At 71.6% G+C, this 26,070-nt stretch carries 16 protein-coding genes and 1 pseudogene; 12 read left to right on the top strand and 5 right to left on the bottom strand.

Annotated elements, in window-relative coordinates; genetic code table 11:
- The first annotated feature begins 237 nt into the window (after positions 1-237).
- From ALI22I_RS30710 to ALI22I_RS30680, 7 genes are all read left to right on the top strand, one after another.
- A complete protein-coding gene (locus ALI22I_RS30710) occupies positions 238-2,991 on the top strand; it encodes a helix-turn-helix transcriptional regulator (RefSeq protein ID WP_077009007.1) in 2,754 nt (917 codons plus the stop codon).
- Positions 2,988-5,402 (top strand): AAA family ATPase, encoded by a 2,415-nt coding sequence (locus tag ALI22I_RS51360; protein ID WP_077009006.1) that lies wholly within the window; start codon positions 2,988-2,990, stop codon positions 5,400-5,402. The genes ALI22I_RS30710 and ALI22I_RS51360 overlap by 4 nt, the downstream gene beginning before the upstream one ends.
- 20 nt (positions 5,403-5,422) lie before the next feature.
- Positions 5,423-8,188, top strand: a complete 2,766-nt coding sequence (locus ALI22I_RS30700; protein WP_077009005.1) for an AAA family ATPase — start codon at positions 5,423-5,425, stop codon at positions 8,186-8,188.
- Positions 8,189-8,470: 282 nt separating this feature from the next.
- A complete protein-coding gene (locus tag ALI22I_RS51355) occupies positions 8,471-9,109 on the top strand; it encodes a helix-turn-helix transcriptional regulator (RefSeq protein WP_179118421.1) in 639 nt (212 codons plus the stop codon).
- Positions 9,110-9,131: 22 nt separating this feature from the next.
- Complete coding sequence (locus ALI22I_RS30690; protein ID WP_083752191.1) at positions 9,132-10,082, top strand: PucR family transcriptional regulator; 951 nt, start codon at positions 9,132-9,134, stop codon at positions 10,080-10,082.
- 207 nt (positions 10,083-10,289) lie between these two features.
- A complete protein-coding gene (locus ALI22I_RS30685) occupies positions 10,290-11,306 on the top strand; it encodes a hypothetical protein (RefSeq protein WP_077009003.1) in 1,017 nt (338 codons plus the stop codon).
- 273 nt (positions 11,307-11,579) lie between these two features.
- A complete protein-coding gene (locus tag ALI22I_RS30680) occupies positions 11,580-12,386 on the top strand; it encodes an IclR family transcriptional regulator (RefSeq protein WP_143532515.1) in 807 nt (268 codons plus the stop codon).
- A 48-nt stretch (positions 12,387-12,434) separates the two neighbouring features.
- Here the strand turns inward: ALI22I_RS30680 and ALI22I_RS30675 are convergent, their stop codons facing one another.
- The 4 genes from ALI22I_RS30675 to ALI22I_RS30660 all read right to left on the bottom strand — a co-directional run bounded on the left by ALI22I_RS30675 (position 12,435) and on the right by ALI22I_RS30660 (position 18,401).
- Complete coding sequence (locus ALI22I_RS30675; protein WP_077009001.1) at positions 12,435-13,313, bottom strand: MBL fold metallo-hydrolase; 879 nt, start codon at positions 13,311-13,313, stop codon at positions 12,435-12,437.
- A gap of 90 nt (positions 13,314-13,403) precedes the next feature.
- Positions 13,404-15,665: an autotransporter-associated beta strand repeat-containing protein gene (locus tag ALI22I_RS30670; RefSeq protein ID WP_238598661.1), complete on the bottom strand. Its 2,262-nt coding sequence runs from the start codon at positions 15,663-15,665 to the stop codon at positions 13,404-13,406.
- Between the two features lie 46 nt (positions 15,666-15,711).
- Positions 15,712-17,553, bottom strand: coding sequence for an RNA polymerase sigma factor (locus ALI22I_RS30665; protein ID WP_077009000.1), 1,842 nt, complete (start codon positions 17,551-17,553; stop codon positions 15,712-15,714).
- A 299-nt stretch (positions 17,554-17,852) separates the two neighbouring features.
- Positions 17,853-18,401 (bottom strand): MarR family winged helix-turn-helix transcriptional regulator, encoded by a 549-nt coding sequence (locus tag ALI22I_RS30660; RefSeq protein WP_077008999.1) that lies wholly within the window; start codon positions 18,399-18,401, stop codon positions 17,853-17,855.
- Positions 18,402-18,493: 92 nt separating this feature from the next.
- Here ALI22I_RS30660 and ALI22I_RS30655 point away from each other — a divergent pair, with 92 nt between their 5' ends.
- From ALI22I_RS30655 to ALI22I_RS30645, 3 genes are all read left to right on the top strand, one after another.
- The gene (locus tag ALI22I_RS30655; RefSeq protein WP_238598660.1) at positions 18,494-19,435 is read left to right on the top strand and encodes an NmrA/HSCARG family protein; all 942 of its coding nucleotides are present in this window, start codon (positions 18,494-18,496) and stop codon (positions 19,433-19,435) included.
- A 56-nt stretch (positions 19,436-19,491) separates the two neighbouring features.
- A complete protein-coding gene (locus tag ALI22I_RS30650; protein ID WP_077008997.1) occupies positions 19,492-20,484 on the top strand; it encodes a pirin family protein in 993 nt (330 codons plus the stop codon).
- Between the two features lie 319 nt (positions 20,485-20,803).
- On the top strand, positions 20,804-21,070 hold the full coding sequence (locus ALI22I_RS30645; protein WP_077008996.1) for a (4Fe-4S)-binding protein: 267 nt from the start codon (positions 20,804-20,806) through the stop codon (positions 21,068-21,070).
- A gap of 22 nt (positions 21,071-21,092) precedes the next feature.
- Here the strand turns inward: ALI22I_RS30645 and ALI22I_RS30640 are convergent, their stop codons facing one another.
- A complete protein-coding gene (locus ALI22I_RS30640) occupies positions 21,093-24,134 on the bottom strand; it encodes a glycosyl hydrolase 115 family protein (protein WP_238598659.1) in 3,042 nt (1,013 codons plus the stop codon).
- A gap of 292 nt (positions 24,135-24,426) precedes the next feature.
- On the opposite strand from ALI22I_RS30640, the gene ALI22I_RS30635 reads away from it, so the two are divergent.
- Both ALI22I_RS30635 and ALI22I_RS55715 read left to right on the top strand, forming a co-directional pair.
- Complete coding sequence (locus tag ALI22I_RS30635) at positions 24,427-25,686, top strand: ROK family protein (protein ID WP_077008995.1); 1,260 nt, start codon at positions 24,427-24,429, stop codon at positions 25,684-25,686.
- A pseudogene (locus ALI22I_RS55715) lies at positions 25,653-26,003 on the top strand (glycosyl hydrolase family 95 catalytic domain-containing protein); the annotation flags it as partial. The gene ALI22I_RS30635 and the pseudogene ALI22I_RS55715, both read left to right, overlap by 34 nt.
- Positions 26,004-26,070 lie beyond the last annotated feature (67 nt).

Below are 26,070 nucleotides of genomic sequence, written 5' to 3'. Positions count from 1 at the left end.
AACCGCAGTCTTGCGCAGGTGGAGTTGGAGTGGACTTCATCACTACTAGTCTGTTCTTCATATCGAACGCTGTACCACCTGTGGAACGGACGTGAGCCTGGTGAAGTCTGGCGACGGTGGACTGTCGGCCTTTGTGGACTTTCCGGAACCCTTGCGTACCAGTGACATCCTCTCGCTGCTCGGACGCCGACCGGGAACGGGGCGAGTGGAGTCCGCAGCAGGAGCCGGGGAGCGGTGATGGCGGAACGCCGGAGCGCGGTCGTCGGGGCACCGGTCGGGCGGGACGCCGCGGTCGCGACGATCCGCGCCAGGGTCGAGGAGGTCGCGTTCCGGGCGCCGGGCGGCGCGCTGCTGCTGACCGGCCCGCTGGGCATCGGTCGCTCGACGGTCCTCGAACGCGCCCGTGACGCCCTGCGTGACAACTACGACGTCGTGGTCGCACACGCCATCTGCATGCCCGGTGCGCCGCTGTTCGCCCCGCTGCGGGCCCTGTTGGGCGCGGGGGCCGACGACCTGCTGCCCCCGCCGTCCGACCAGGCGCGCCCGGACGACTACGCGCTGCTGCACCGCCTCTACCGGCACGTGGCGGTACTCGCCGCCGAGCGTCCCGTCGTGCTCATGGTGGACGACGCCCACTACTGCGACGTCGCCACCGCGCGCTGGCTCGACTTCCTGCTCCGGCGTGCGGCCGGCCTGCCGCTGCTCGTCGTGCTGGCGCTCCCGTCCGGCGAACACGGCGTGGGCGACGTGCGGTTCACCGACCTGGACGGCGCCATCCACACGACCCTGGTCCACCTGGCTCCGCTGAGCGCCGAGGAGATCGCCGAGTTCATCGCCCAGGAGCTCGGCATCCAGCCGGACGACGAACTCGTGGCCGTGTGCATGGAACTGACCGCCGGCAACGCCATGATGATGCGCGGGCTGCTGACCCGGCTGCGGGCCGAGGGCCTGCAAGCCGAGGACCTGGCGGCCGGGACGTCCGCGTCGGACGTCGCCCGGGTGGGCTCCGAATGGGCGATCGCCTGCACGGAGACGTGGCTGAGCGTGCAGAGCGAACCGATCCGCCAGTACGCCACCGGCGTGGCGCTGCTCGACGACGCCGCGTCGCCGGACGTGATCGCGGCGCTGTTCGGGATGTCCACGGCGGTCGCGTCGGCCGCACGCGCCGCGCTGGTGTACTTCCGCGTCCTGGCTCCGAGCGGCGTGGAGTTCCGCACCGAACCCGTGCGCGACAGCCTGCTCGCCGCGTTGGACCCCGCGGAGATGGCGGCGTTGCGGGTGCGCGCGGCCCGGTTGCTGGCCGACCTGGGGCGTCCCGACGAGGAGATCGCGCGTCAGCTCGTGGCCGTGCCGACGCCGGCGGAGCCGTGGATGCTGTCGGCGTTGAGCGGAGCCGCCCGGTCGGCGGCCTCGGCCGGCACGCCGGAGGTCGCGGTGGAGTACCTGCGCCGCGTGCTCGACGCCGTGCCGGACCAGGTGGACACGCGGGTCGAGCTGGCGATGGTGCTCGCGCAGACGGACCCGGCCGCCGCGCTGACCGCGTTCACCGAGGCACTGGCGGGTATCGCCGAGCCCGTGGTGAAGGCGTCCCTCGCGGTCCGGTACGCGATGGTCGCCCTCGGTGCGCGGCGGTCCGCGCACTCGGTCTCGGTCATCCTGGACGCGTTGACGGGCCTGCCCGCCGACGCCGACGCCGACCTGCGGGTGCTGGTCGACCTGACCGCGCTGGTGCTCGGTTTCGGCAACCTCCGCACGACGGCCGAGGCGGTGGTGCGTGGTCGCGCGACCGCGGCGCCGGCCGGTCGGACCACGAGTGAACGGCGGCTGGCGCACCAGTTGGCGCGCACCGAGATGCTGTCCGGCGGTTCGCCGCGCCGCGCGCTGGAGCTGATCGGCCTCGGCGCGGACCGGCGGATCGAGCCGCACGACTGGTGGGACGTGTACCCCGGCATCGTGCTCCACTTCGCCGGCGATCCGGGCGCCGCGCTGGCCCTGTTGGACACGGCGTTGACCGACACCTCGCGTCGCGGTGACGCCTGGAGCCACTACCTGACCCTCGTCGCGCGGGCGTCCCTCCGACTCGACACCGGCGAGCTGGCCGACGCCGAGGCGGACGCCGAACACGCGCTCGGCGTGGTGGAGGCGGCGGGGTGGAAGGTCAACAACGCGTGGGCGCGGACCGTCGTGGACGCGGCGCGCGTGCGCCGGGACGGGAACGGCGCTGCGGCGCAGTGGCTGCCCGACTCGGGCGGAGAGCCGCGCAGCGTGCTGGAGTACGGCATCGAGATGATCGGGCGCGGTCGCGAGTTGGTGGCCGCGGGCGACTGCGAGGGCGCGCTGGAGGTGTTGCTGCGGTGCGGCCGGGAGCTGGACGCGATGAGCGTGCGCAACCCGGTGCTGGTGCCGTGGTGGCTCGACGCGACCACGCTGCTCGCCGACCTCGGCCGGCCCGCCGACGCGGTCGACCTGGTCGAGCGCGGCGCGGAGTGGGCCGCGAGCTGGGACACCACCGCCGCCCGCGGGTACGCCTTGCTGGCCCAGGGCCTGATCACGTCCGATCGGGCGAGAGCGGACGTGCTTGAGGCGGCGGTAGGTGAGCTGACCAGGTCCGGCGCCCGGCTGTACGAGGTCGAGGCGCGGACCGTGCTCGGCCACACGCTGCTGGCCGAGGGCCGGGAGAAGCCCGCCCGCAGGCACTTCCGGACCGCGGTGGACCTCGCGGTGCGGTGCGGTGACCTCTCGGCGGCGGCCGCCGCCCGGTCCGGGCTCATGCGCGCCGGCGGCCGGATGCCCGGCCTGACCGCGGCGCCGGCGAACATGCTGACCGGCAGCGAGCGCCGCGTCGCCGTGCTGGCCGCCGAGGGCAGGACGAACCGGGAGATCGCGGCGGCGTTGTTCGTCACCGTGCGCACGGTCGAGAGCCACCTGTCCAACGCCTACCGCAAGCTCGGCGTGCAGACCCGGACCGGTCTGGTGGGACACCTCGGATGACCGTGACGATCGGGCTCGTGGCGCGGGACGCCGAGCTGGCCGCCCTGGACGACGCCGTCCGGGCGCTGGCCGCCGGCGGGTCGTCGCTGTTCGAAGTCGTCGGCCCGGCCGGGGCGGGCCGCAGCGCGGTGGCGCGCCACGTTTCGGCGAGCGGAGCCACGGCCGGGGTCGTGGTGCTGGCGATGACGGCGTCGCCCGACGGGACCGACCCCGAGCGTGACGTCCTGGCCGACCTGTTGTCCTGGCTCGAACGCCCGCCGTCACGCGAACCGGCCGCCGAGTCCGCCAACGCCCGGAGCGCACCGCTGTTGTTGGTGGTGGACGACGCGCAGTGGCTGGACGACGCGTCACGGGCCCGGCTCGCCGCGCTGGCCCGGTGGAGTCGGGACACGCCGATCATGATCGTCGTGACGTCCGACGGCCTGAGAACGGTCCTCGACGGCGCGACGGTGCTGACCTTGCGCCCGTTGGGCGCCACGGCCGTCGCCGAGCTGGTGGCGGCCCGGTTCGGGGAGCCGGCCGATCGCGAGTTCCTGGACGCCCTCGCCGCGCACACCCGCGGCCGGCCCGTGCTGCTGCGCCCGGTGCTCGACCGGCTGGCCGCGACCGGGCTCGGTCCGCGCGCCGAGTACGTCCCCGACCTGACCGACCGCACCGCGGAGGTGGTCGGCGAGGTCGTGGCCAAAGCGCTGCGGACGCTGCCGGCGGAGGCGGTCGAGCTGTTGCGGGTCATCGCGGTCTGCCGGCCGGACTTCGACCTCGACCTGGTCTTCGCACTGGCCCGGCTGCGCGCGCTGACCCCCGCCCGTGCGCTGGAACTGCTGTTCGGCGCCGGTCTGATCACCTCGCGGGAGCGGCCGGAGCTGGCCGCGCACATCGGGGTGGACCGCGTGCTGGCGGGCATGTCCACGGCACAGCGCCAGGAGCTGCACGCCCGTGCCGCGGAACTGGGCTACCGCAGTGCCGTCGCCGAGTCCGCGGTCGCGCGGCTGCTGGTGGGCGCGCCGCCGTCGGGTAAGCCGTGGGTCGTGCCGCTCCTGCGTGCGGCGGCGCAACGTGAACGCGAGGGCGGCCGGTCCCGCGAGGCGGCCTGCCACCTGGGCCACGCGCTGGGCGAACCGGTCGCCCCGGAGCTGAAAGCGCGCCTGATCGTGGAACTCGGTGTGGCCGAGGCCCGCCACGCCCCGGATATCGGCGACCGCCTGCTCACCCGGATGCTGCTGGACCCGGAGCTGGCCGGGTTCACCGCCGAACGCCTCGACGCCGCCGAACAGCTGCTGGCCCGCGGCGACAGCGCGTTGGCCCGGCGCACGTTCGGCGCGGTGTCGGCCACGGGCGCCGAACGCGATGCCCTCACCGCGCTGTACTGGATCGCCGACGACGCGCCGCACGAGGAGCCGGGGTTGGGCCTGTTGGAGGCGCCCGAGCTGCCCGAGTCGCCGACCGACCCGGCCCAGGCGGGCGCGGCGGCGTGGTTGTGCGCGGTGCGCGGCGTCGACATCCAGGGCACCCGCGCTCTCGCGCGTGCGGCGTTGACGGGCGATTCCACCACGTTGACCCCGCGCATCCAGGCGTGCCGGGCGTTGATGCTGACCGACGACCTGGACGAGGCGACCGCCGGGCTCGACGCCGCCGTGACCCTGGCGCGCCGCCGCGGGTTGACCGCCGTCGCCGGGCAAGCCCTGGTCGCCCGCGCCAAGGTGAAGGCGCGGCGGGGGTGGCTGGACGAGGCCACCGTGGACCTGGAACGGGTGGAGGTCGAGCTGCCGCGACGGAGCTGGCACCCCAAGTCGCACGCGATCATCGTCGCGCTGGACATGGTGCTGAACCTGGAACGCGGCATGGTGGACCGCGCGGCGGAGCTGTCGGACACCGTGCCGGCGGACGCGGAGGCCGTCGGCGGCTTCGCCTGGATCCACCTGCTGTTCTCGCGCGGGTTGCTCGCCCTGCTGTCCGACGACGCGTGGTCGGCGGCCGCGAAGTTCCAGGAATGCGGGCGCCGCCTGCTCTCCCGGCAGTGGGTCAACCCTGCCGTGCTCGCGTGGCGGACGGTCGCGGCGATGGCGTTGCGGGCCACCGGCGACACCCGGCGCGCGGAGCGGCTCGTCGAGGAGGAAGTCCTGCTCGCGCGGCGGTGGGGTGCGCTGAGCACCCTGGGCGGCGCCCACCTCGGCAGCGCGCTGGTGCACACGGGCGCCGTCGCGGACCGGCATCGGCGGGCCGCGGTCCGGGCGCTGCGCCACTCGTCGTACCGGATCCGCTACGCGACCGCCCTGCTCGAACTCGCCGAGGCGAGCGATCCGGTGCGGGCCGCGCCCCTCGCGCGCGAAGCGGCCGCGATCGCGCTGGCCAACCACGCGAACGGTCTGGTCGAGCGCGCGCGCCGGCTCGGCTGGACCCCCGACGCCTGAGGCAAGGAGGTGGACGAAGAGTGCTGCTCGAACGCGAGGACGAGTTCGGTGTGGTGAGCTGTGCCCTCCGGCTGGCCGCGGAGGGGACCGGCGGTGTGATCGTCATCGGCGGACCGCTGGGCAACGGCAAGTCCGCGCTGCTGCACACCCTCGGGAACCTGCCCGAGGCCGACGGGTTCCGGGTGTTGCGGGCGACCGCCTCGCCGTTCGAGTGCGACTTCGCCGGCGGTGTGGTTCGCCAGCTGCTGGAGCCGGTGTTGGCCGGTGCGGACGCCGACGTGTGGAGAGGACCGGCCGCGCTGGCCCGTCCGTTGTTCTCCGCCTGCGGGGTCGACTCCGCGTTCGGGAAGGTGGACGTTCGGCAGGCGGTGCGGTTCGGCACGCAGTCGCTGGCGCTCGACCTGGTCGGGGACGAGCCCGTTCTCGTGCTGGTCGACGACCTGCAATGGGCCGACGACCTGTCGGCGCGCCTGCTCGTGGACCTGGCGGCGTGCGTCGGGGCGCGGCCCGTGGTGTTCGTCGCGGCCGTGCGCGAGGGCGACCCGCTGGCCGACCGGCCGGAGGTCATGGCGGTCGTGGCCAGGGCCGTGCACCAGCTGCGTCCCCGTTTCCTGTCGCCGGCGGGTTCGCTGGAGTTGATGCGGGAACGGCTCGGGCCCGAGTGCGACGAGGAGTTCGGGTCGGCGTGCCACGAGGCCACCGACGGCAACCCGATGTTCCTGACCGCGCTGGCGCTGGACTGGGCGCTCGGCGACCAGGCTCCGACCGCCGCCCACGCCGACGTGGTGCGCACGCTGCGGCCGGGTCGTTCGCGTGACCGCCTGATCACCTGCCTGCGGGCGCAGCCCGAGCCCGTCCGGGCGTTGGCGGAGGCGTTGGTGGTGCTGGCCGACTGCGGCGACACCGCGATCGCGGGCCTGTTGGCCGGGTTGGACGAGACCACCACCGCCGAGGCGCTGGGCGTGCTGCGCACCCTCGGTCTGGTCGCGGGCAACAGGTTCGCCCACCCCGGTGTGCGGCACGCGGTCGAGGAGATGATGTCCACCGCCGAACGGGAGGACGCGCAGCTCCGCGCGGCACGGCTGCTGCACGACCGCGGCTGGCCCGCCGAACAGGTCGCGACGTTGCTGATCGACGTCACCACCCCGCAGGGCGACTGGGTGGTCGGCATCCTGCGCGTCGCCGCCGACAACGCCGTGCGCGGCGGGGCGAACGAGGTCGCGGCGCGCTACCTGCGCCGGGCCCTGCTGGAGACGTCGGTGGACGGCGAGGACCGGGCGAAGGTGCTGGTCGACCTGGCGACGGTCGAGCGTGGCTTCGACGTGCACGCCGCGGTGCGGCACATCCGGTACGCGACCGCCCTGCTCGCCCGGCCGCGCGACCGGGCCGCGGCGGCGATCCGGCTGGCGCCGACCGTGATGGGCGTCGCCCCCGAACCGGTGGCCGCGATGCTGCGCCGGATCGGTGCCGAGCTGGGCGACCCCGACCAGCTCGAAGGCGTCGACCGCGATCTCGCGCTGCGGGTCGAGGCGCGGCTGCGCCACCTCGGCGAGGCCGACCGGTACGAGCTGGCCGACACCCTGACCCGGCTGTCGGGCCTGGGCGCCGAACCGCCCATGGCCACGGGCGCCGATCGCGAGTTGTTGACCGTGCTGCTGCACGGGGCGATGCTGACCGCCCGCCGTCCGGCCGCGGAGGTGGCGAGCCTGGCCGAGCAGGTGCTGGCACACGAGCCCGCGACGTCCGCCCACGTGCACACCGCCACGCCGTTGCTGGTCTCCATGCTCGCCGCGGCCGACTCTCCCGGCGTGGTCACCGGCTGGCTCGACGAGGCGTACGAGTCGGCACGGGTGTGCGGTGACGCGGTCGAGCAGGCCATGATCCGCACCGAGCAGTCGTTGGCCTACCTGATGTCCGGACGGCTCGCCGAGGCCAGTGCGGCCGCGGCCGAGGCGTACGGGATGGGCGCGCTGAACTGGAACACCGCGAGCCGCACCACGGCGGTCGTGTCCGGCGCGGTGGCGCTGCAACTGCGCGATCCGGTCCTGACCAAGCAGCTGTTGACCACGTTGGGCGACCAGCCGGTGAGCGGGTGCCTCGCCGTGATCGTCGAGCTGCTGCGCGGCTTGGCGGCGGTGACGCGCGGCGACCTGGCCGGCGCGGCGGCGGTGGTGCTGGAATGCGGCGACCGACTCGACCACGCCGGGTGGCGCAACCCGGTGCTGTTCCCGTGGCGCACGTCGGCCGCGTTGATCAAGAACGAGCTCGGCGACACGAGCACCGCCTTCGCGCTGGCCGAGGAGGAACGCCTGATCGCCGAGGAGTGGGGCGCGCCCGCCGGCATCGGACGGGCGTGGCGGGTCCTGGGCCGGCTCTCGGCCGAACGGCACGGCGTCGAGTTGTCGCAACGGGCCGTCGAGGTGCTGGAAGGCACGGCGAACAGGCTGGAACTGGCGAGAGCGCTGCGCCAGTTGGCCGAGATGTCCGCCCGCGGCGACGTGTGGCGGCGCTGCCTGGAGGTCGCGGTCGAGTGCGGGGCGACCACGATCGCCGACCGGGCCCGCCAGGCCCTCGGCGGGCAGGCGCCGTCCGGTCCCCGGCTGACGCCGTCGGAGCGCAAGGTCGCCGCCCTCGCGGCGGGCGGCCGGTCCAACCAGGAGATCGCGGACGAGCTGTCGGTGACGTCCCGCGCGGTGGAGAAGCACCTGACCAACACCTACCGGAAACTGGGCGTGCGCGGGCGCGCCGATCTCGCGGGCGCCCTGCACCGGGTGACCGCCCGGTAGGCCCGCGCCGGGCGAATCGACCCGACCTGCGCATTTCTGTCACTCAGCCCGACCGAACCATCACAGTCCGTCAGTGTGGCCCCGACCGCACCGACCGAACCATCAACGGAACGGCACCACAGTATTTGGTACGCCACGTTGACCCTGTGATCTCCGACTTCCTAGGATTATTCACAGAGAAACCACTAGATGTGTCATCCGAACCGGGTGGTTTCATGCGTAACCAGTATGCCGGTATGCGTTCTTGTGCATGAGTTGGGGAGGGGGCCGACGATGTCCTCGATGACCGGATTGTCGTTGCTGAGGGACCAGGACGATTTCCCGGTGGAGCCGACCGCGGACGTGGTCGAGCGGTTTTTCGACCTGCACGCGACGAATGCCGGCCTGGTCGACGCCCAACTGGTGCTGCGCAAGGCGGGCGGGGAATTCGCGGCCCGGTTGGGCGCGGTTCCGGCCGATTTGCTCGGCCGGGACTTCACGGACCTCTTCCACGGCGAGTCGCGGTCCGACCTGCGCGGTCAGTGCGTGCGCCTGCTGGCCCACGGCGAGGGCGGGTTCGCGCACAGCGCGGAGATCGTGGACGACCGCGGACCGCGCTCTGTCGAAGTGGTCGTGATGGCCGTGCGTTCCGGGCTCATGGTGACCGTGAAGTCCGCCGGCCCCGCCGACGGCAGCAAGCGGATCCTGAGCAACATCGACGCCCGGATCCTCGAAGCGATCGCGCTCGGGCAGTCGACCGTCCGCATCACCACCCGGCTCTACCTGAGCAGGCAGGGCGTGGACTACCACGTCGGCACGATGCTGCGGAAGCTCAAGGCGGCCAACCGCGCCGCGCTCGTCTCCCGGGCGTACACGCTGGGCATCCTCGATCCCGGCAGTTGGCCGCCGCGCGTCCAGCCCGACTTCGTCAAGCAGGCCTGAGCGGAGGGAGGCGGTGACGGACATGATCGAATCAGCGGCCAGGTGGGAATCCCCGGACGACTTCGCGCGCAGGCGCGGGCTGCACCCGGTGAACACCGACCACCTGAGGATCGCGGAGTTCCGGGCGAAGGTCCGGGCGGCGGGCGAGGGGTGGGTCGGCGGCGGACGGCCGGGTGAACTGGTCGAACTGCTCGCCAAGGCGGCGGCGGGTGATCCCGAGCTGGCGCGCCTGGTCCGGGTCGGCGGACAGCTGGTGGAGGACTTCCTCGACGGCTTCCGGCACAACGAGGCCGTGCGCCAGGACAGCGTGGGCGTGCCGCCGCGCGACCTCGTGGGCGATTTGATCGACGGACGCCCGATCGCCCAGGACGTGCTGGACGGGATGGCGGCCAACTACCTGGTCACCGTGGTGCGGGCGCCCGACCAGGGCGCGGTGGCGCTGCGTGACGCCGCCGGTCCGGACGCGCTCGTCACCACCCGTGAGGGCGTGCTGGTGCTGTTGGCGCCGGACATCGGCGACGAGCACACCGAGCGGGCCGTCGGGCAGCTGTCGCGGTGGCTGGCCGGATCGGGCTGGATCGCGACGGCCCGGCGCGCGCGTGCGGAGATCGCGGCCGGGTTCGCGGAGGCCTCCGAGGTGCTGCGACTCGTGGTCGCCGGCCGCCGGCCGAGCGGTGTCTACAGCCTGGCCGACGTGCTGGTCGAGTACGCCGTCACCCAGCACGAGGAAGTCGCCGCGAACCTCGCCTCGGTGATCAAGCCGCTGCGGTCGCACCCGGTGCTGTGGGAGACGCTCACCGCCCTGATCGACGCGGACTACAACCGCAACAAGGCGGCGAAGAGCCTGTTCATCCACCGCAGCACCCTGGACTACCGGCTCCAGCGCGTCCAGCAGATCACCGGCTTCGACCCGACCAGCGGACGCGGGGCCCAGGTGCTCATCGCGGCCATGATCGTCGACGCCACGCGGTGAGTCGCGGGCCTGTTATGAATTTCTTTCACTTTCATGATTTGGTGTGGCCGGGACCGGCTCCGAAATCCGGACAATAGGTGCGGACATCGCAGGTGCACGTTTCTGCGCAACCCCGACGTCCGATGTCCGGGAATCCACGCTCGGATTATTCGGGCGAACGGGAGGAATGTCGCAGCGGGCGGTGTGGCGCGCGGACACCCGAGTCGAATGAACGCCGATCTCGCGGTCGGCTGGAAGGCGGGCGTGGTGTCGCTCGGAACCCTGGAGAAGATCGCCGAGCAGGCGGGCGAGGACGCGGTGCGCGACGCGGACCTCGCGGGAGCCGTGCGGCTCGCCGATGAACTCGACCGCGCAGCCCTGATCGCGATCGCCCGCACGTTGCGCCGCCACGGCCTGTTCACCACCCCCGGCTACACCTACGGGCTCGCCGAGATCTACGCCGCGCCCAGGGTCGCGCCGCGACACCGGCCGATCGTGCGCCGGTGGCTGGACATCCTGGTGGCCGAGGGCCTGCTCACCAAGGGCACCGCCGGCTACCGGCGCTTGGCGGACTTCTCGGACGCGGACCTGGATCACGCTCGCCGCCGGATCACGACCGCCGGCGCGGCGGTCGAGCACGGCCCGGGGTTCGTCCGGTTCTTCGACACCGCCCTCGCGTACCTGCCGGAGCTCCTGCGCGACGAAATCGATCCGTGGTCCTTGCACTTCGCCGCCGACATGGTCGACGTCCACCGGCGTGACGTGGCCGGCCGGTACTGCGCCGCGGCCGTGGCCGCCCTGATCGCCGATCTCGTCCAGGAGCAGGGCGTCGGGACCGAGGTGGTCGAGGTCGACGGCGTCACCGGGTACTCGCCGGGACGTCCGGCCGGCACGGCGGAAATCGTGCTCGTGACCGACGTGCTGCACGACGCCCGACACGTGGGCCGGGCGCTCACCGCGTTGCGGACCCTGCTCGCACCAGGCGGCATCCTCGTGTTCATCGAGACGACCCGCGAGCACTACCGGACGACGACCTCCACGCGGTTCCTGCTGTCGCCCCCTGCGGGGACGCCGTCCACCGGGTTCGCCGACTTCCGCGCGGGCTCGGACCGGATGCTGCCGACGGCGGCCGACTGGCGGCGGGAACTCGTGGTCGCCGGTTTCGAACCGCTCGTGTGCGTGCCCGCCGAGGACCACCCGTTAGCGCGGTTCGGGCAGCACGTCATAGTCGGGCACGCCTGCTGACGCACCTGTCGTGAACACCGCAAGTGCTCACTTCGCCTTCGGCAGCGGGCCTGGTTGATCACCCAGACTTCCGGCCCTCGGGGCGTGCTGCGGGTGAACCGACCCGACAATGCTCTCCAGCGGTGATGTTGATCGCGCGGTGTCGGGGGTATCTGGCACTTTGACGAGCTGCGGCCTGGGGATTTGCGTGCAGTATGCGGAACGCGGTTCCATCTACGTCGAACGGTCGGCGAGGACGCCATCCGCGCCTTCGTCGACCGGGGCTGAACGAGGGTGAGGGACGAGATGCCGGCTTCGGGCGCTGTGCCGCCGCAGCGGTCGCTGCGCGCGGTCGACAGCAGATCGCCCGCCGTGACCCGCGCCGTCGCGTTGCTAGAGGAACTGGCCCGCGCCCGGCGTCCGGTCGCGCTCGCCGAACTCGCGCGCTCGCTCGACCTCGCCAAGTCGACGATCGCCAACCTGTGCACCGCGCTGGAAGCCACCCACATGATCCGCCGGGTGGACGGCCGCTGGGCGTTGGGCCACAAGGTCGTGGAGCTGGGGCAGGGGTTCCTGGCCGGCACGGACGTGGTCCAGGAGTTCCGGCGTGCCGTCGCGGCGCTGTGCGTGGGAGGGCGGGAGACGGTGCTGCTGGCGGTCCTGGACGGCACCGACGTCGTCTACCTCGCCCGCCACGACGGCTCGCAGCCCGTCCGGCTCGCCGGCGACGTCGGCCGCCGGATGCCCGCCGTCGTCACCGCCCCCGGCAAGGCGATGCTGGCCTGCCTGCCCTCCGACGACCTGGAGGCCCGGCTGGCGCTCGTGGACGAGATGCCGCTGCTGACACCGAATTCCCACCGCACGGTCGACCAGCTGCGCCGCGATCTGGCGATGACCCGTGAGCGCGGGTACGCGGTCGACGAGGAGCAGAACACCGAGGGCATCACGTGCTTGAGCGTGGCGCTACCGGGCCAGGTCGAGACCCCGGCCGCGGTGAGCGTCACCCTGCTGACCGCACGGCTCACCCCGAACCTGCGCGAAGTGCTCCTGGCCGACATGATCTCGCTGGCCCGAGAGCTATCGAGGACCCGGGGCTTCTGAAGGGTTGGATCGCTGGGACTGAGTCACGAACGACCGACGCGACTTCTCTTACAAGTCAAGCTTGATACGGCCGCCGGTGACGGTGAGCATGGCGCCGACGGCAGCGATCAGGGACACCGGAACGCCTTTGAGGTCCGCCTCGGCGACGAGGAGGTTGGCGGCGTGCCGTTCGCCTTCGGTCCAGTGCGCCCAGCGCGCACTCGCGTCCCGTGTCGCGGTGGCGTGGTCGTAGTCGGGGCGGGAAGCCGTGTCCAGCAGCCACTCCAGGTAGGCGCGCAGATCGTCGACCTCCCGCGAGTGCGCGGGCAGCACCGGGCCGTGGCCGGGCACCAGGTGTGCGTGGTCGATGTCGGCGATCCGGTCCAGCGCGGTGAGCCAACCGGAGATCGAGCCGGACACCGCCAGCGGCGTCACGCCGGCGAAGACCAGGTCACCCGCGAACAGGACACCGTCCTCGCGCACCAGCGCGACCAGATCGCCGTCGGTGTGCGCGGTCCCGTCGATGGGCAGCAGGTCGACCCGGACACCGCCGAGGTCCAGTTCGACCGGTCCGCCGACCGTGTCGGTGATCCGCGGTGGCGTGATGTCGCCCCAGGACGAGCAGTCGAACGCCATCGGGTACGTGTGCGGACCGGCGTGGACGGTCGTGGCGGTCTGCGGTGTGGCGAGCACCGTCCCGCCCTGCTCGACCACCAGTCGCGCGCCGTTGGCGTGGTCGCCGTGCGCGTGCGTCAGCACGGCGGTCAGCGGTCGCGCTCCGGTGTCGGTCCGGACGGCGTCGAGCAGGCGGCGGCTGCGGTCCTCGGTGGCCTGGGTGTCCACCAGCAGGGCGCGCTCGTCGCCGACGACCCAGCCCGCGTTGTTGAGGAACCACCCGCCGGGCTGGAGGAGGACCTTCGTCCGGCTGCCCAAGATCGCGACGGTCATGCCACGAAGCCTAAGTGGGCAGCCACAGCGGCAGCGGCCCCCCCGACACATGGCGGAAGATCTTCCGGAATCCGTGGAACGCCGATGGCGTCAGTGACGTCGGCGGCGACGGCGACGGCGGAACAGGAGCAGCAGGACACCGCACAGCAACGCGGACACCCCGGCGATCGCAGACCACAGCAGGACGTTCCCGCTCGTCGGTGTCGTGAGCGATTGCGATCCGCCGATGCTCTGGGCGAGCTCGTCGGCCGTGGCGGACTTGTCGGTCAGCTCGACGTCGTTGCCGTCGCCGCCCCGGTAGGTGATCCGGAGCGCGCCGACCTGCGCACCTTCGGGCAGTCCGTCGAACGTGCCGGTCACCGCGTCGGCGCCGGTGTTGTCGATGACGACGCCCGACGCCCCCGGACCCGGTTCGAACGCGCCCGCGAGCACCACCGGGCCGCTGACTGTCATGCGGCCCGCGACGATCTTGGCGCCCGGCCGCTGGGTGTAGGGGCCTTGCACGGTCAGGCCGTCGGCGGTGACCGTCCCGGAGTTCTCCACCGCGCCCTCGACCGTGCCGCCGGCGTTCAGGGCCCCGCCGGGTTCCACGGTCAGGCTGCGCGCTTGCAGTGACGCGGAGAGTCCGAGCACGCCCTCCCGGACGGTCCACAGGCCGTTCGGTGTGGTGTTCGCGCCGGTGAGAGTGAGAGTTTCGGGGCCGGTCTTCACCACCGCGGTCTCGCCCGGTGCGGTGATCGCGCCCGCGAAGGTCGTCGCCGCGGTGGCGTGGACGGTCAGGGCGGTGCCCGCCAGAACGGTGCTGCCGTCGGAGCCTCCGAGGTTGTTGATGGTCTGGTCGCCCGCCTTCGCCAGGTCCAGCGTCGCGCCCGGCGCGGTCAGGTCGATCGCGCCGCTGCCCGCGAGAGTGCCCCCGGTGACGGCGAGCGTCCCGGCTTTGACAGTGGTCTTGCCCTGGTAGGTGATTCCGCCGGTCAGTGTGGTGGTGGCGGGACCGGCCTGGGTCAGCGAACCCCCGCCGCCGACGCCGGACAGCTGCACGCCCTGCGCGGCGTTCTGGAGGATCAGCTCGCCGTCCACGACGATCCCGCCACCGAGCAACGAACTGTCGCCCTGCGGTGTGCCGTCACCCAGGCGCAGCGACGCGCCCGCGCCGATGGTCGTGCTGCCGTCGTAGTTCTGCGGTGCGGTGAAGGTGACGGCGTTGCCGGGGGTGGCCGCGATGACGACGTCGCCGCGGCCGACGTCCTTGAGGGTGTCGTGGTAGATGCCGCCGGAGATGGGGGCATCGAGGGTGACCGGGCCGTTGTAGTCCAGCGTCAGCCTGCTCCTGGTGCCGTTGCGCTCGGCGTGCATGTTGATGTAGACGGTTTTCTCGTTGCCCGGCAGGAAGAACCGGTTGTGGGTGCCGTCGCCCCACTGCACCGTCGCGCCCTCGATGTTGATGCCGCGCTTGTTGTCGTTGTGCGGCACCACGGCGAAGTTGCGGGCCGGGTCGCCGAGCGCGGGGTCGGTGTCCGAGCCGTTGTCCGACCAGCTGTAGACGCCGGACATGAGCACCACGCCCGAGCCCCAGGTGTGGAAGTTGATATCGCTGCCCCACACCTGCGAGTACACGTCGGCGCGGTTGGCGGTCACTTGCTTGTCGGCCGCGTGGTGGATGAACGAGCCGAGGTTGAGCACCTTGCGCAGATTCGGCGTCGAGGTGACGAAGTGCAGGCTGCCGTAACCCGCGCCGGTGCCGACGTACAGGATTCCGGAGAACGGGTGCGCGCCCGGCAGGTCGATGCCGGGCCACGTCGACCTGCGCTGCTTGACCAGGCCGGTGCCAGTGAGGATGCCGAGGTTCACCAGCCGGTGCACGGCCACGTCCAGGGTGCCGTCGACCTGGTGGTTGAGGTTGTTGATCTGCACCTCGGGCGCCTGGGTGAAGTGCCCGATCACACCGTCGCCGCCCGTCCCCGGCCCGTACTGGAGCGTCGCGCCGCGTCGCACGATCACGCCGGGTGGATCGGGGTTCTCGATCGTGGTCACCGGGTGGTTCCCGCCCACGGTGACGATCTTCTGCCGCCTGCGGTCGGCCGGCAGGGTGAAGTCGCTGTTCTTGACCACCACCAGCGTGCCGGTTCCCTCGACGGTGAACGTGCCTACACCGGAGATCACCCCGGTGTAGGTGGTCGTGCCACCGGTCAGCCGCACGACGGCGTCGCCGGTGAGGACCACGTTCCGGTTCGCCTTGATGTCGGCCGTGACGTCCTTGCCCCCGGGTTGCGCGGAAGCGGTCGGCGGAACGACCAACGCCACGACGGCCGCCATCACCGCCGTCGCTCTGATCAAGCGGAATGCACCCACTGAATGACTCCTGGAAACAGCTCTGGACGGGGGAGCGCTGTGGCGTTCAGCTCACCGCGGACTGCTGCGGGACCGCGGCACGATCGGCCGGGGTCTCGCGCGTGAGGTACTGGGGGACGGGTGCGCCGTCGTCGCCGGTGTCGCGGGTCAGCCCATAGCGGATCGGGCCCCTGCCGCCCGGTTCGGACGGCGGCGGGGCGGTGATGTCCTTGGTCACCTCGTCCCACGTCACTGGCGTCGCGGTGATGTTGTAGTCCGCGCCCCGCTCGTTGTTGCCGAGCGTGACCTCGCCGTCGAGGTAGAAGAACTCGTTCTGCCACATCTGCTGGGCGCCCGGCGGCAGCCCGACGTAGCCGGACGCCGGACCGTTGGGGCCCACGGTCGGCGACCCCATCCACGTGTTCTCCGGCGGGGTGCCGGGCGCCGAGTCGTCCATCCTGTGCCCACCACCGGACGCGACGTGGAACAGCTTGCCCTTCAGCCCCGTCCACGTCGGCATCACCATGCCGCCGGGCCGGTTGAACCAGGCGATCTCGTAGCGGACCCGGAAGTACCCGCGTCCGCTGAGCACCACGTGCTCGCCCCGGCGCATCATCACGTACTTGCCGCCGATGTAGCCGCGCTTGGCGTTCTCGTATACGCCGCCGACGGCGGTGACCTCACCCGCGGGTCGGACGGGCAGGGGTGCGGGCGGGGTGCGCGGGTCGGGTTTGGCGTCCACGGTGTCCACGACGCTGCCGTAGCGCGGCCCGGTCGGAACAGGCTTCGTGGTGGTGGTGGTCGTCGTGGTCGTTGTGGTGGTGGGCGCGATCGACGAGGACGGCGGCGGTGACGACGGGGTGGTGGTGACGGCCGAGGTCGTGGTTGTGGTCAGCTCGGCCAGGTTCGCCTGCGGGGTCGGTTCCGCCTGGTTGGAGGTGTAGACGACGATCGCGCTCGCCGCGGCGACAATGGCCGCGACACCGACGGCCACCGGCTTCGCGAGCAGGCCGCTCCACGACATACCCGACGACATACCCGACGACGAACCGGACGTGCCCGACGTGCCCGACGTGCCCGACGTGCCCGACGACACGCCCGACGACGTGCCCAGCAAGTCCGGCCGGATCGCGCCCAGCACGCCCGGCAGCAGCGCGACCGGCACGGGGACCAGTGCCAGCCCGGCGAGGAGGCGTTCCGCGGGCACCTGCTCCTGCCACGCCGCCATGCACCACAGGCAGTCCCTGGTGTGCCGCGCGATCCGCTTGCGCCAGGTGGCGGAGGGGCGGCCGTCCCAGTCGCGCACGACCACGTTCAGGTCGACGCAGCGCGGCTCCGCCCGCAACGACCGCACGACCGCCCGTGCGGCGGCAAGAGACGCCTTCACCCGCTGCACCCGCACAGCCGCGTGCGCCGTCGTGATGCCCAGGCCGACCGCCAGCTCCGCCCGGGTCAACTCGCCGGACACCTCCAGCCACCACAGCGACAGCAGCTCACGGTCGCCGTCGTCCAGCCAACGGGTGGCCTCCGCGACCTCGCGCCGCTGGCCGGACAGCTCCAGCCGCAGCAGGGTCAGGTCGACGAAATCGGCGCCGGGGTCGGCGACGTCGTGCGCCAGCTCGTCCTGCGGGGAGCGCGCCACCCGCCGTCCCCGGTCGTGGACCTGCCGCAGCGCGATCGCGACCAGCCACGACCGGAAGCTCTCGGGGTCGCGCAGCTGGGCCAGCCCGTCGACGACGCGCAGCATCGTCTCCTGGACGACGTCGTCCACATCGCTGTGGCCGGCCAGCGCCCGCCCGACGACGTTGTAGACCAGCGGCAGGTAGGCCGCCACCAACTCGTCCAGCGCGTTCTGGTCGCCTGCCTGTGCCGCCACCACCGTGGCGGCCCCGGGTTGTCCGTTGCCCACTGCGTCGCTCCTCGCCTACCTCATCCTGCCTTCCCCCAGGAGACGGCCGGCGGGTGCCCCGGATAACAGGTTTGCCGAGACCGGCGTCCTCGGTGACGACCGCCTGGTGTCGGAGGTGGCCGAGCTGGTCGCGGACCTGCACGCCTATCACGGGGTGAACAGGAAGAGGTATTTCCGGGACTATTCGGACCTTCGAGTTGAGCGGAACGTCCGGAATTGGTCGGTTGTGCGTTTTCTGTGGTTCGTCGAGCGGTCGGGTTCGCCATTTATCGGCGGCCCGGCAGCTCGGTCGCCCGTGCTCAGGGCTTCGGCCGCCGTGGCGCACGCTGCCGGCCGGCGGCCTGAGCTGCCGCTGAGCCGTTCACCGAGGGGTCCGCTTGATCGGCGGGTTCCCGCTCCAGTTCGGCGACGATGCGGTCCGAGATCCGGGTGAGCGTGCCGAGCTCCTCCGGGGTGAGCCGGTCGATGAACAGTCGCCGGACGGTGTCGACGTGGTGGGGTGCGGCGGCCTCGATGGCCGCGCGGCCGGCGGGCGTGATGACCACGAGGACCCCGCGTCCGTCGTCGGCGCACTCCTCCCGAGTGACCAGGCCGCGTTTGGTCATCCGGGCGATGTGGTGGGACATCCGGCTCTGCTCCCGCTCCAGCGCCTTGGCCAGGTCCTGGAGGCGTCGTCGGCCGTCGGGCGTGTCGGTGAGTTCGACGAGCACGCCGTAGTCGGCGGGGGACAGCTTGGACTGCGTCAGCAGCTCGCGGCCCAGTCGGGCGGCCAGCTTCTCCTGCATCCGGAGGAAGCTGCGCCAGGCGTGCTGCTCTGCCGGGCTGAGCCACTGCGACATCTCGTCCATATGCGTTCCAGTCTAGCGGAGAAGTTGACGTGTCATGTATATCGGTGTAGTACATGATATGTCATGCACGTTCGATCGTGAGGTGGAGAGCTGTGGAGAAGAAGATCATCGCTGTGGTCGGTGCGACCGGTTCCCAGGGCGGCGGGCTGGCCCGCGCGGCCTTGGCCGACCAGAGCGGCGAGTTCGGGATCCGGGCGCTGACCCGCGACGTCACCTCGGCTCGGGCGCAGGAGCTCGCCGCCCTGGGCGCCGAGTTGGTCGAGGTGGACATCCGCGACGAGGCGGCCCTGACCAAGGCGCTCGACGGGGCGCACGGCGCGTTCCTGATGACCAACTTCTGGGAGCACCAGTCGCCGGAGCAGGAGAAGCAGGACGCGGCCACCATGGCGCGGGCCGCGAAGGCCGCCGGCGTCGATCACGCGATCTGGTCGACGCTGGAGGACACCCGCGACCACATCCCGCTCGACGACGACCGCATGCCGACGTTGATGGGCACGTACAAGGTGCCGCACTTCGACGCCAAGGCCGAGGCCGACCAGGTCTTCGTCGACGCCGGCGTGCCGACGACCTTCCTGCGCACGACGTTCTACTGGGAGAACCTGCTCAGCCTGCTCGCGCCGCAGCGCGGTGAGGACGGCAAGCTGGTCCTGGCGATGGCGATGGCCGACAGCAAGCTCGCCGGCGTCGCGTCGGAGGACATCGGCAAGACCGCCTACGGCATCTTCAAGCGCGGCGGCGAACTCATCGGGCAGACGGTGAGCCTGGCCGGTGAGCACCTGACCGGTGCGGAGATGGCCGCCACCCTGAGCGACGCGCTGGGTGAGGACGTGGTCTACGTGGCGGTGCCGTTCGACACGCTGCGCGCGCAGCCGTTCCCCGCCGCGGTGGAGTTCGGGAACATGTTCCAGTACTACGCCGAGGTGCCGGAGTTCAACGCCGCGCGTGACGTCGACTTCGCGCGTGGGCTCAACCCGGAGCTCCAGACGTTCCAGCAGTGGCTGGAGAACAACAAGGGCGCGTTGACCGGCGCCTGACCTCACCGCCAGGACCGCGACCCGCAACCCTCAACCCGCACGGACGAAGGAACGCCATGCCCGCCATCACCGTCGACGATGTGCTCGTCCTGCCCGGACTGCCTCGACTCGACCCGGTGGCGACCGCCTACCGGCCGGTGCGCCGCATGATCACCGCACCGACCGGCTACGAGGGCGAGGGCTTCCCGGTCCGCCGGGCGTTCGCCGGGGTGCCGCTGGCGGAACTCGACCCGTTCATCCACCTCGATCAGCTGGGCGAGATCGAGTACGGGCCGGGTGAGCCGATGGGCACGCCGTGGCACCCGCACCGCGGCTTCGAAACCGTCACCTACATGATCGACGGCACCATCGACCACCGGGACTCCAACGGCGGCGGTGGCCGCATCACCAACGGGGACACCCAGTGGATGACTGCGGGAGCGGGCATCCTGCACGTCGAGGCCCCGCCGGAGAGCCTGGTCATGAGCGGAGGACTGTTCCACGGCACGCAACTGTGGGTGAACCTGCCACGGGCGAAGAAGATGACCCCGCCCCGCTACCAGGACATCCGCGGTGCCCAGTCGGCGCTGCTGACCTCGCCGGACGGTGGCGCGCTGATCCGCGTCATCGCCGGTGACGTCGCCGGCCACCACGGGCCAGGAACGACGCAGACCCCGATCACCCTCGCCCACATCACCGTCGAGCCCGGTGCCCAGGTGGATCTGCCCTGGCAGCCCGGCTACAACGCACTGGTCTACGTGCTAGCGGGCAGCGGCACAATCGGCCCCGACGCCCGACCCGTGCAACTGGGCCAACTAGCCGTCCACGGAGAAGGCGACGCCCTGCGCTTCACCGCCAACCACCGCCAGGACTCGCACACACCAACGCTGGACCTGTACGTCATGGGCGGCCAGCCGATCCGCGAGCCAGTAGCCCACCACGGCCCGTTCGTGATGAACAGCCGCGAGGAACTGGTCCAAGCCTTCGAGGACTACCAGGCCGGTCGGCTAGGAGTCATCCCCGCCACCCGCCTCCCGCACACCGACCTCCCCGGAGGACCCACCACCTGATCACCGAGCCCCACAACCCCGCACCGCCAACCGAGGCGTTCTCACTCGGCGACCGGATACACGATCGGGTGATCATGACCCGACCACCTAATAAAACCCTGTTATCAAGCGGTTGAAACGTCGGTTGAAACAACGAGGACCCCGACCGACCCCCCGACCGACCCCACCCCCCCCGACCGACCCCGACCCCAGCCCCGGAGTACGCGGCCCCGGAGTACGCGGCCCCGGAGTACGCGGCCCCGGAGGGCCGGGCGGGCGGCGAGGTCGTGGACTGAGTGCCGGGCGGGCGCGAGGAACGACCAGCCGAGAGGAACGGCCAATGGACAGCCAGTTCCCGCCACCGGGGGCGAAGGCGTACCACGGCGCACGAGTGTCCGTCTCGTTCGACGCGGCACTGTGCCGGCACGCCACGGAGTGCATCCGTGGCCTGCCGGAAGTTTTCGAGCCGAAGGCTCGGCCGTGGGTGCGGCCGGACGCTGCCGCGCCCGATGCCGTCGTCGAGGTGGTTCGCCGTTGCCCCTCGGGCGCGTTGCAGTACGCCCTGCCGGACGAGACAGCGGACGAGACAGCGGGCCGGTTGCCGTGATGCTGGTGGGTCGGACGTCGCCTTAGCTGCCCTCTGACGCCGCCTGCTTGTCGGGCATCTCCCAGTCCGGCACCTGCCAGTCCGGTGCGTCCCAGGCTGGTGCGTCCCAGTCCGGTGTGTCGCTGTTCGCGCCGGGCTGGGAGGCGAAGGACGGGTGGTAGCTCTCCGGGGGAGCGAGGTAGGTGGCGGGGAGTCCGCCGGTGTCGATGACGATCTGGTCCACGGCCATGCCTGCGTCCACCATCAGCAACCGGAAGACGTGATCGCCGGGTGCGGTGACGACCACCGAGCCGGCCATTTTCTCGATGCCGTCCTCGACGTTGCGCGCCCAGGCGTCGCCCCGGTTGCCGGTGGCGATCGCCTGGCCGGTCAGGACGGTGGCCGGTCCGTCGTCGAGGGCGATGGCGACCCGGCGACTCCCGCGCTCGTCCAGTGACGGCAGCCGGAAGACCTTCACCGGGAACGTGCCCGCGGTGGTGAAGCGCACCCGGTATCGCAGTTCCGGCGCGCGGGTCGTCAGATCGGTGGTGATGGGAGCCGCAGTAGAGGGGACGGCCTCGACGGCGGCCCCACGCCGGCCCAAGCCGCGCACCTTCCGCCAGTCGGCGCCACCGCGCGCCACGCGGCCGTCGAAGTGCGCCGCGTCGATCGAGACGTAGCCGTTGGCCTCGACGTACCCACGGGACCGGTTCCGCGCCCGCTCCCCGTCGTTGACCACGTGCAGCGGCACGGAAACGCTCTGCCCGGTGCCGACAAACGTCACCGTCGCGTCGTGCCGCCCCTCCGGCACCCGTTGCCAGTCGATCCCCACCCACACCCGGGTGTGGTCGGTGATCGTGCCGGATGTCGAACTCAACCGCACCCACGGATGACTGGCCGACGCCGTCCACTCGAACGGGAGGAAGCCGGTGTTGAACACGTCCACGAAACGGCGATCACGCGGGTAGGAGGAGAAGGCGAGCGGTCGATCCACCCCGACCTCGTTCCCCTCGGCGGCCACCCCGAGGCCCGAGGTCTCCTGCGGTGTCACCCGGACCACCTGCGGCCGGCCGGGTGCCTTCGGGATCTGCGACGGGTACGGGTTGACGATCCCGTTCCACTTGCCGCCCGCGATCTCGGTGTTGTACCGCCGGGTGATCGCCTCCTCCTCCGCGTGCGCCGCGTCGGACAGTTCCGCGTACCGGTTCACCCCCGCCCCTCTGCCCTGGCGGACGGCGAGGGCGTTGCGATCCGCCCAGTGGAACTTGAGGTTCATCAGGTACGCCCCGTGCACGGGGTACTGCACCAGTTCGTAGAAAGCGTCCTGGTAGACGGGGGGCAACGTGCGGCCGAGCGTCTCGGTCCGGTCCAGCAGACGCCGGTAGGCGGCCATCCGACGACCCGCCTCGTCACCGTGGTGGACCAGCGAGAACGTGCCGCGGTCGATGAACTCCGGGCGTCGTTCGGTGGCCAGGCGGTAGTACTCCGTGCGGATGGCGGCGATGTCCCGGCCGTGCCGGCGCCCGAACTGGCGACCGGCCCACTCGACCAGGAACTCGTCGACGTCGTCCGGTCCCCACCGGTTCACGTCCCAGGCCATGTCCATGCAGAAGGACAGGCCGGTCTCCTGCGACTTGATGTCACCCACGTTGATGATCCACATCCGGTCGACCCGGTGGTCGTAGGCCCGGCGCAGCTCCTGCCAGATCTTGGCCAGCTGCGTGGTGTCCAGCCAGAGGTAGCTCTTGGGACGGCCCCAGTACGAGATGTGGTAGTAGATGCCGTTGCCGCCCGCGCGGCCGCGTTCGGCGTCGTTGGGTAGCTGCCGCATGTTGCCGTGGTTGTCGTCCGGCCAGATCAGGGTGACGTCGTCGGGCACTTGGACGCCGTTGTTGTACAGCTCCAGGACTTCCTTGTACGGGATGAAGATCTGCGGCGTGGCGTTGGCGCCGACCTCCTCGGACAGGATGCGGCGCTGGTCGGAGATGATCCGGTTCATCACCACGACCTTCTCCGGGATGGTGGTGGCGTACCGGGTCTCCAGGGCGGAGTCGTGCAGGCCGCGCATGCCGAGGGTCCAACTGCTCTCGAACGCGGCGTTCTGCCGCGCGCGTGCTCTCCAGTAGTCGGCGATGACCTCGGGGTTCACCGTGTAGTCGTACGCCGGCAGGCTGCCGTCGGCGTTGCGGTGCTCCTCCGCCCACGGCGCCCACTCGTGCACGCCGTTGCGCAGCAGTGCCTCGGGGTGGCTGGAGCCGACCACGATGCCGTAGGTGTCCGCGAGTCGGGCGTTCTCCGAGTGCTTGTTGAAGTGGTCGGTGTACGGGTGCATGGCGGGCCACAGGTAGTTGGCCTTCAGCCGGAGCAGGAGCTCGAAGACCCTCTTGTAGGTCTCGGGTCCGATGTGCTTGTCGGTCTCCTGGGTGCGGTTGGACCAGGTGGTGAGGTTCTGCTCGTCGTTGATGAAGATGCCCCGGTAGCGGACCGACGGTTCGTGCCGCTTGAACGTGCTCGCCGGAACCGTCACGGTGTCGTGGTGCTCGACGGGAACGTCGGCCCACCAGTACCACGGTGACACGCCGATCCGTTCGGACGTGTCGTAGATGCCGTAGACCGTGCCGCGCCGGTCACTGCCCGCGATCACGAGGGCGCGTTCCACCCCCGGTAGTGGGTGGTCCACCACCTGCGTGACCGATGCCTCCCAACGACCGGTCACCCCCGAGGCGTCCAGACGGCCGTCGGCGATCAGGCGGTCGATGAGCGGGCTCGCACCGATGGTGCCGATCAGTACTGCCTGCTTGGACAGTCCTGACGTGGTGCGCAGGAGTCTCGGCCGCACGCCGCTGACCCGTTCCAGGTCGGCCGCGAGGTCGCCTCCGGTGCGCGCGACGGCGGCATCGTCCGCCTGGTCCACGAACAGGTCCACGGCGACGCCGTTGCGCACCAGGGTGAACGCGCCCCGATCGGGCCCCGGGTCTCCGGCCGCCGCCGGCATGAGGCCGGGGAGCAACGGGGCCACCCCCGCGACCGCCATTCCGCGCAACAACGACCTGCGTGTCCACCCGTTCGACTCTTTGTGCGGCACGAAGCCAACCCTCCCGCGTCGGTGCCCAAAGGGCGACCGGCCGTGCGGGCGGCGGCGACACGGTGCCGGTGCGATGATTCTGGAAAGCGCTTACCAAGCACCCACCGTAGGGCACCTCCAGGAGGCCGTCCAGTAGTCGGCGCGCGCCACGACACCCGACGGGGTGACAGCCGAGTTCGCGAACAGGTTTCCCCGGTAGACAGGGCCGCGAGACCGGTGGTGTGTCCCTCCGGTGTGTTCCTCCGGCGTGTCCCGACTTCTCGTCCGACGCGACTTGGGATGGAATGGTCGGATGAGTCGGGACGAGGAGACGGGTGGCCGGTCGGGTGACCCGTCGCTGTTGCGGCGGCTGAACGTCGCCGCGGCGTTGAGCGCGTTCCTCGACGCGCCGGTCCTGACGCTGCGTGAGTTGCGGGCCGCCGTCGGGGTGTCGCGGCCGACCGCGGAGAACCTGCTCGCCGAACTGCTCGACGGCGGCTGGATCGAGGAGGTGGGGCCCCCGGCGGCGGCACGCGGGTCCGGCCGACCGCCCCGGCACTTCCGGTTCCGCGCGACGTCCGGCTACGTCGGTGGCATCGACATCGGCGCGCACAAGACGATGGCCGTGGTCACCGACCTGCGCGGGGAGACGCTGGCCCTGCGGCGCCGCGAACTCGACCCGGACCAGGACGCGCCGAGCCGGCTGCGGGACGCGGTCGACAACGCGCTGGCGTGCTGGGCCGACGCGGGGCTGCGCCCGGAGGACGTCACCGCGGTCGCGTGCGGGGTGACGGGGGCGTTGCGCGCCGAGCACGGCGCACGGGACGTGTCGGCGGGCCGGTCCGGTGGCGGGCTCGCGACCTACTCGCTGCCCGGGTTCACCGAGGTCGACGTCGCCGCGACGCTGTCGGCCGGCACCGGCCGCCCGGTCACCGTCGCCAACGACGTCAAGCTCGCCGCCCTGGCCGAGCACTGGAAGGGCGCCGCGCAGAGCCACGCCGACCTCGTCTACATGTTCGCCGGGCACCGCGCCGGTGCAGGTGTGCTGTTCGGCGGCCGGGTGCACGAGGGTCGGCACGGCGCGGCGGGCGAGATCGGCGCGCTGCCCGCACTCGGATGGGAAGCGGCGGTGGCCCGACTGCACGCGCGCGGCGCCGAACTAGCCGCCGCCGGCAGCGGTGAGGGCGGCAGCGGCGGTGGTGGTCGGGAAGGTGGCCGGGAGGGTGAGTTGGTGATCGCGTCGGCCGCTGCCGGTGACCCCGAGAGCATTGCCGTGCTGACCGAGTTCGCGACCGTGCTGGCCCGGGGCGCGGCGATACTCGCGCTGGCCGTTGATCCGGAGGCCGTGGTGCTCGGCGGCGGTATGTCCAGGGGTGGTGACGTGATCGTTGAGCCGTTCCGGCGTGAGTTGGCCAGGCTGACGTTGTTCCCGATCGAGGTGATCATCTCGACCCTCGGCGCCGAGTCGGTGGCCCTAGGCGCGGCCCGGCTCGCGCTGGACGAGGTTGTTACGGCAACGCCCCGGACTGCAACTACGACCTGCAACTCATCCGGTGGGGCTGCCAGACCCTGATCGACTCCGCCAAGCTGCTCAAGATCAACGACCCGCTCGCCGAGCGGTGGCAGGAGGTCCTGGACACCCTGGTGCCGTATCCGGTGGACGCCAACGGGTTCATGGTGGGCACCGGCGTGCCGTTCGAGAAGTCGCACCGGCACTACTCGCACATGCTCGCGGTGTTCCCGTTGGCGACGGTGAACTGGGACCAGCCGCAGAACCGCGCGTTGATCGAGACGTCGCTGGAGCACTGGATGGGTCTGGAAGGCGCGCACCGCGGCTACAGCTACTCCGGGTCCGGCTCGATCGCCGCGCGAATGTTCTGCGGTGACGACGCCCTGGCGTACCTGGTGCAGATGTTCGACACCTCGACCCGGTACCCGGTGCTGGAGAACACCATGT

Source organism: Saccharothrix sp. ALI-22-I, from assembly GCF_001984175.1.
Lineage (GTDB): Bacteria > Actinomycetota > Actinomycetes > Mycobacteriales > Pseudonocardiaceae > Actinosynnema.
Note: the sequence above shows the minus strand (reverse complement) of the source record. Positions and strands in the feature narration are given on the sequence as shown.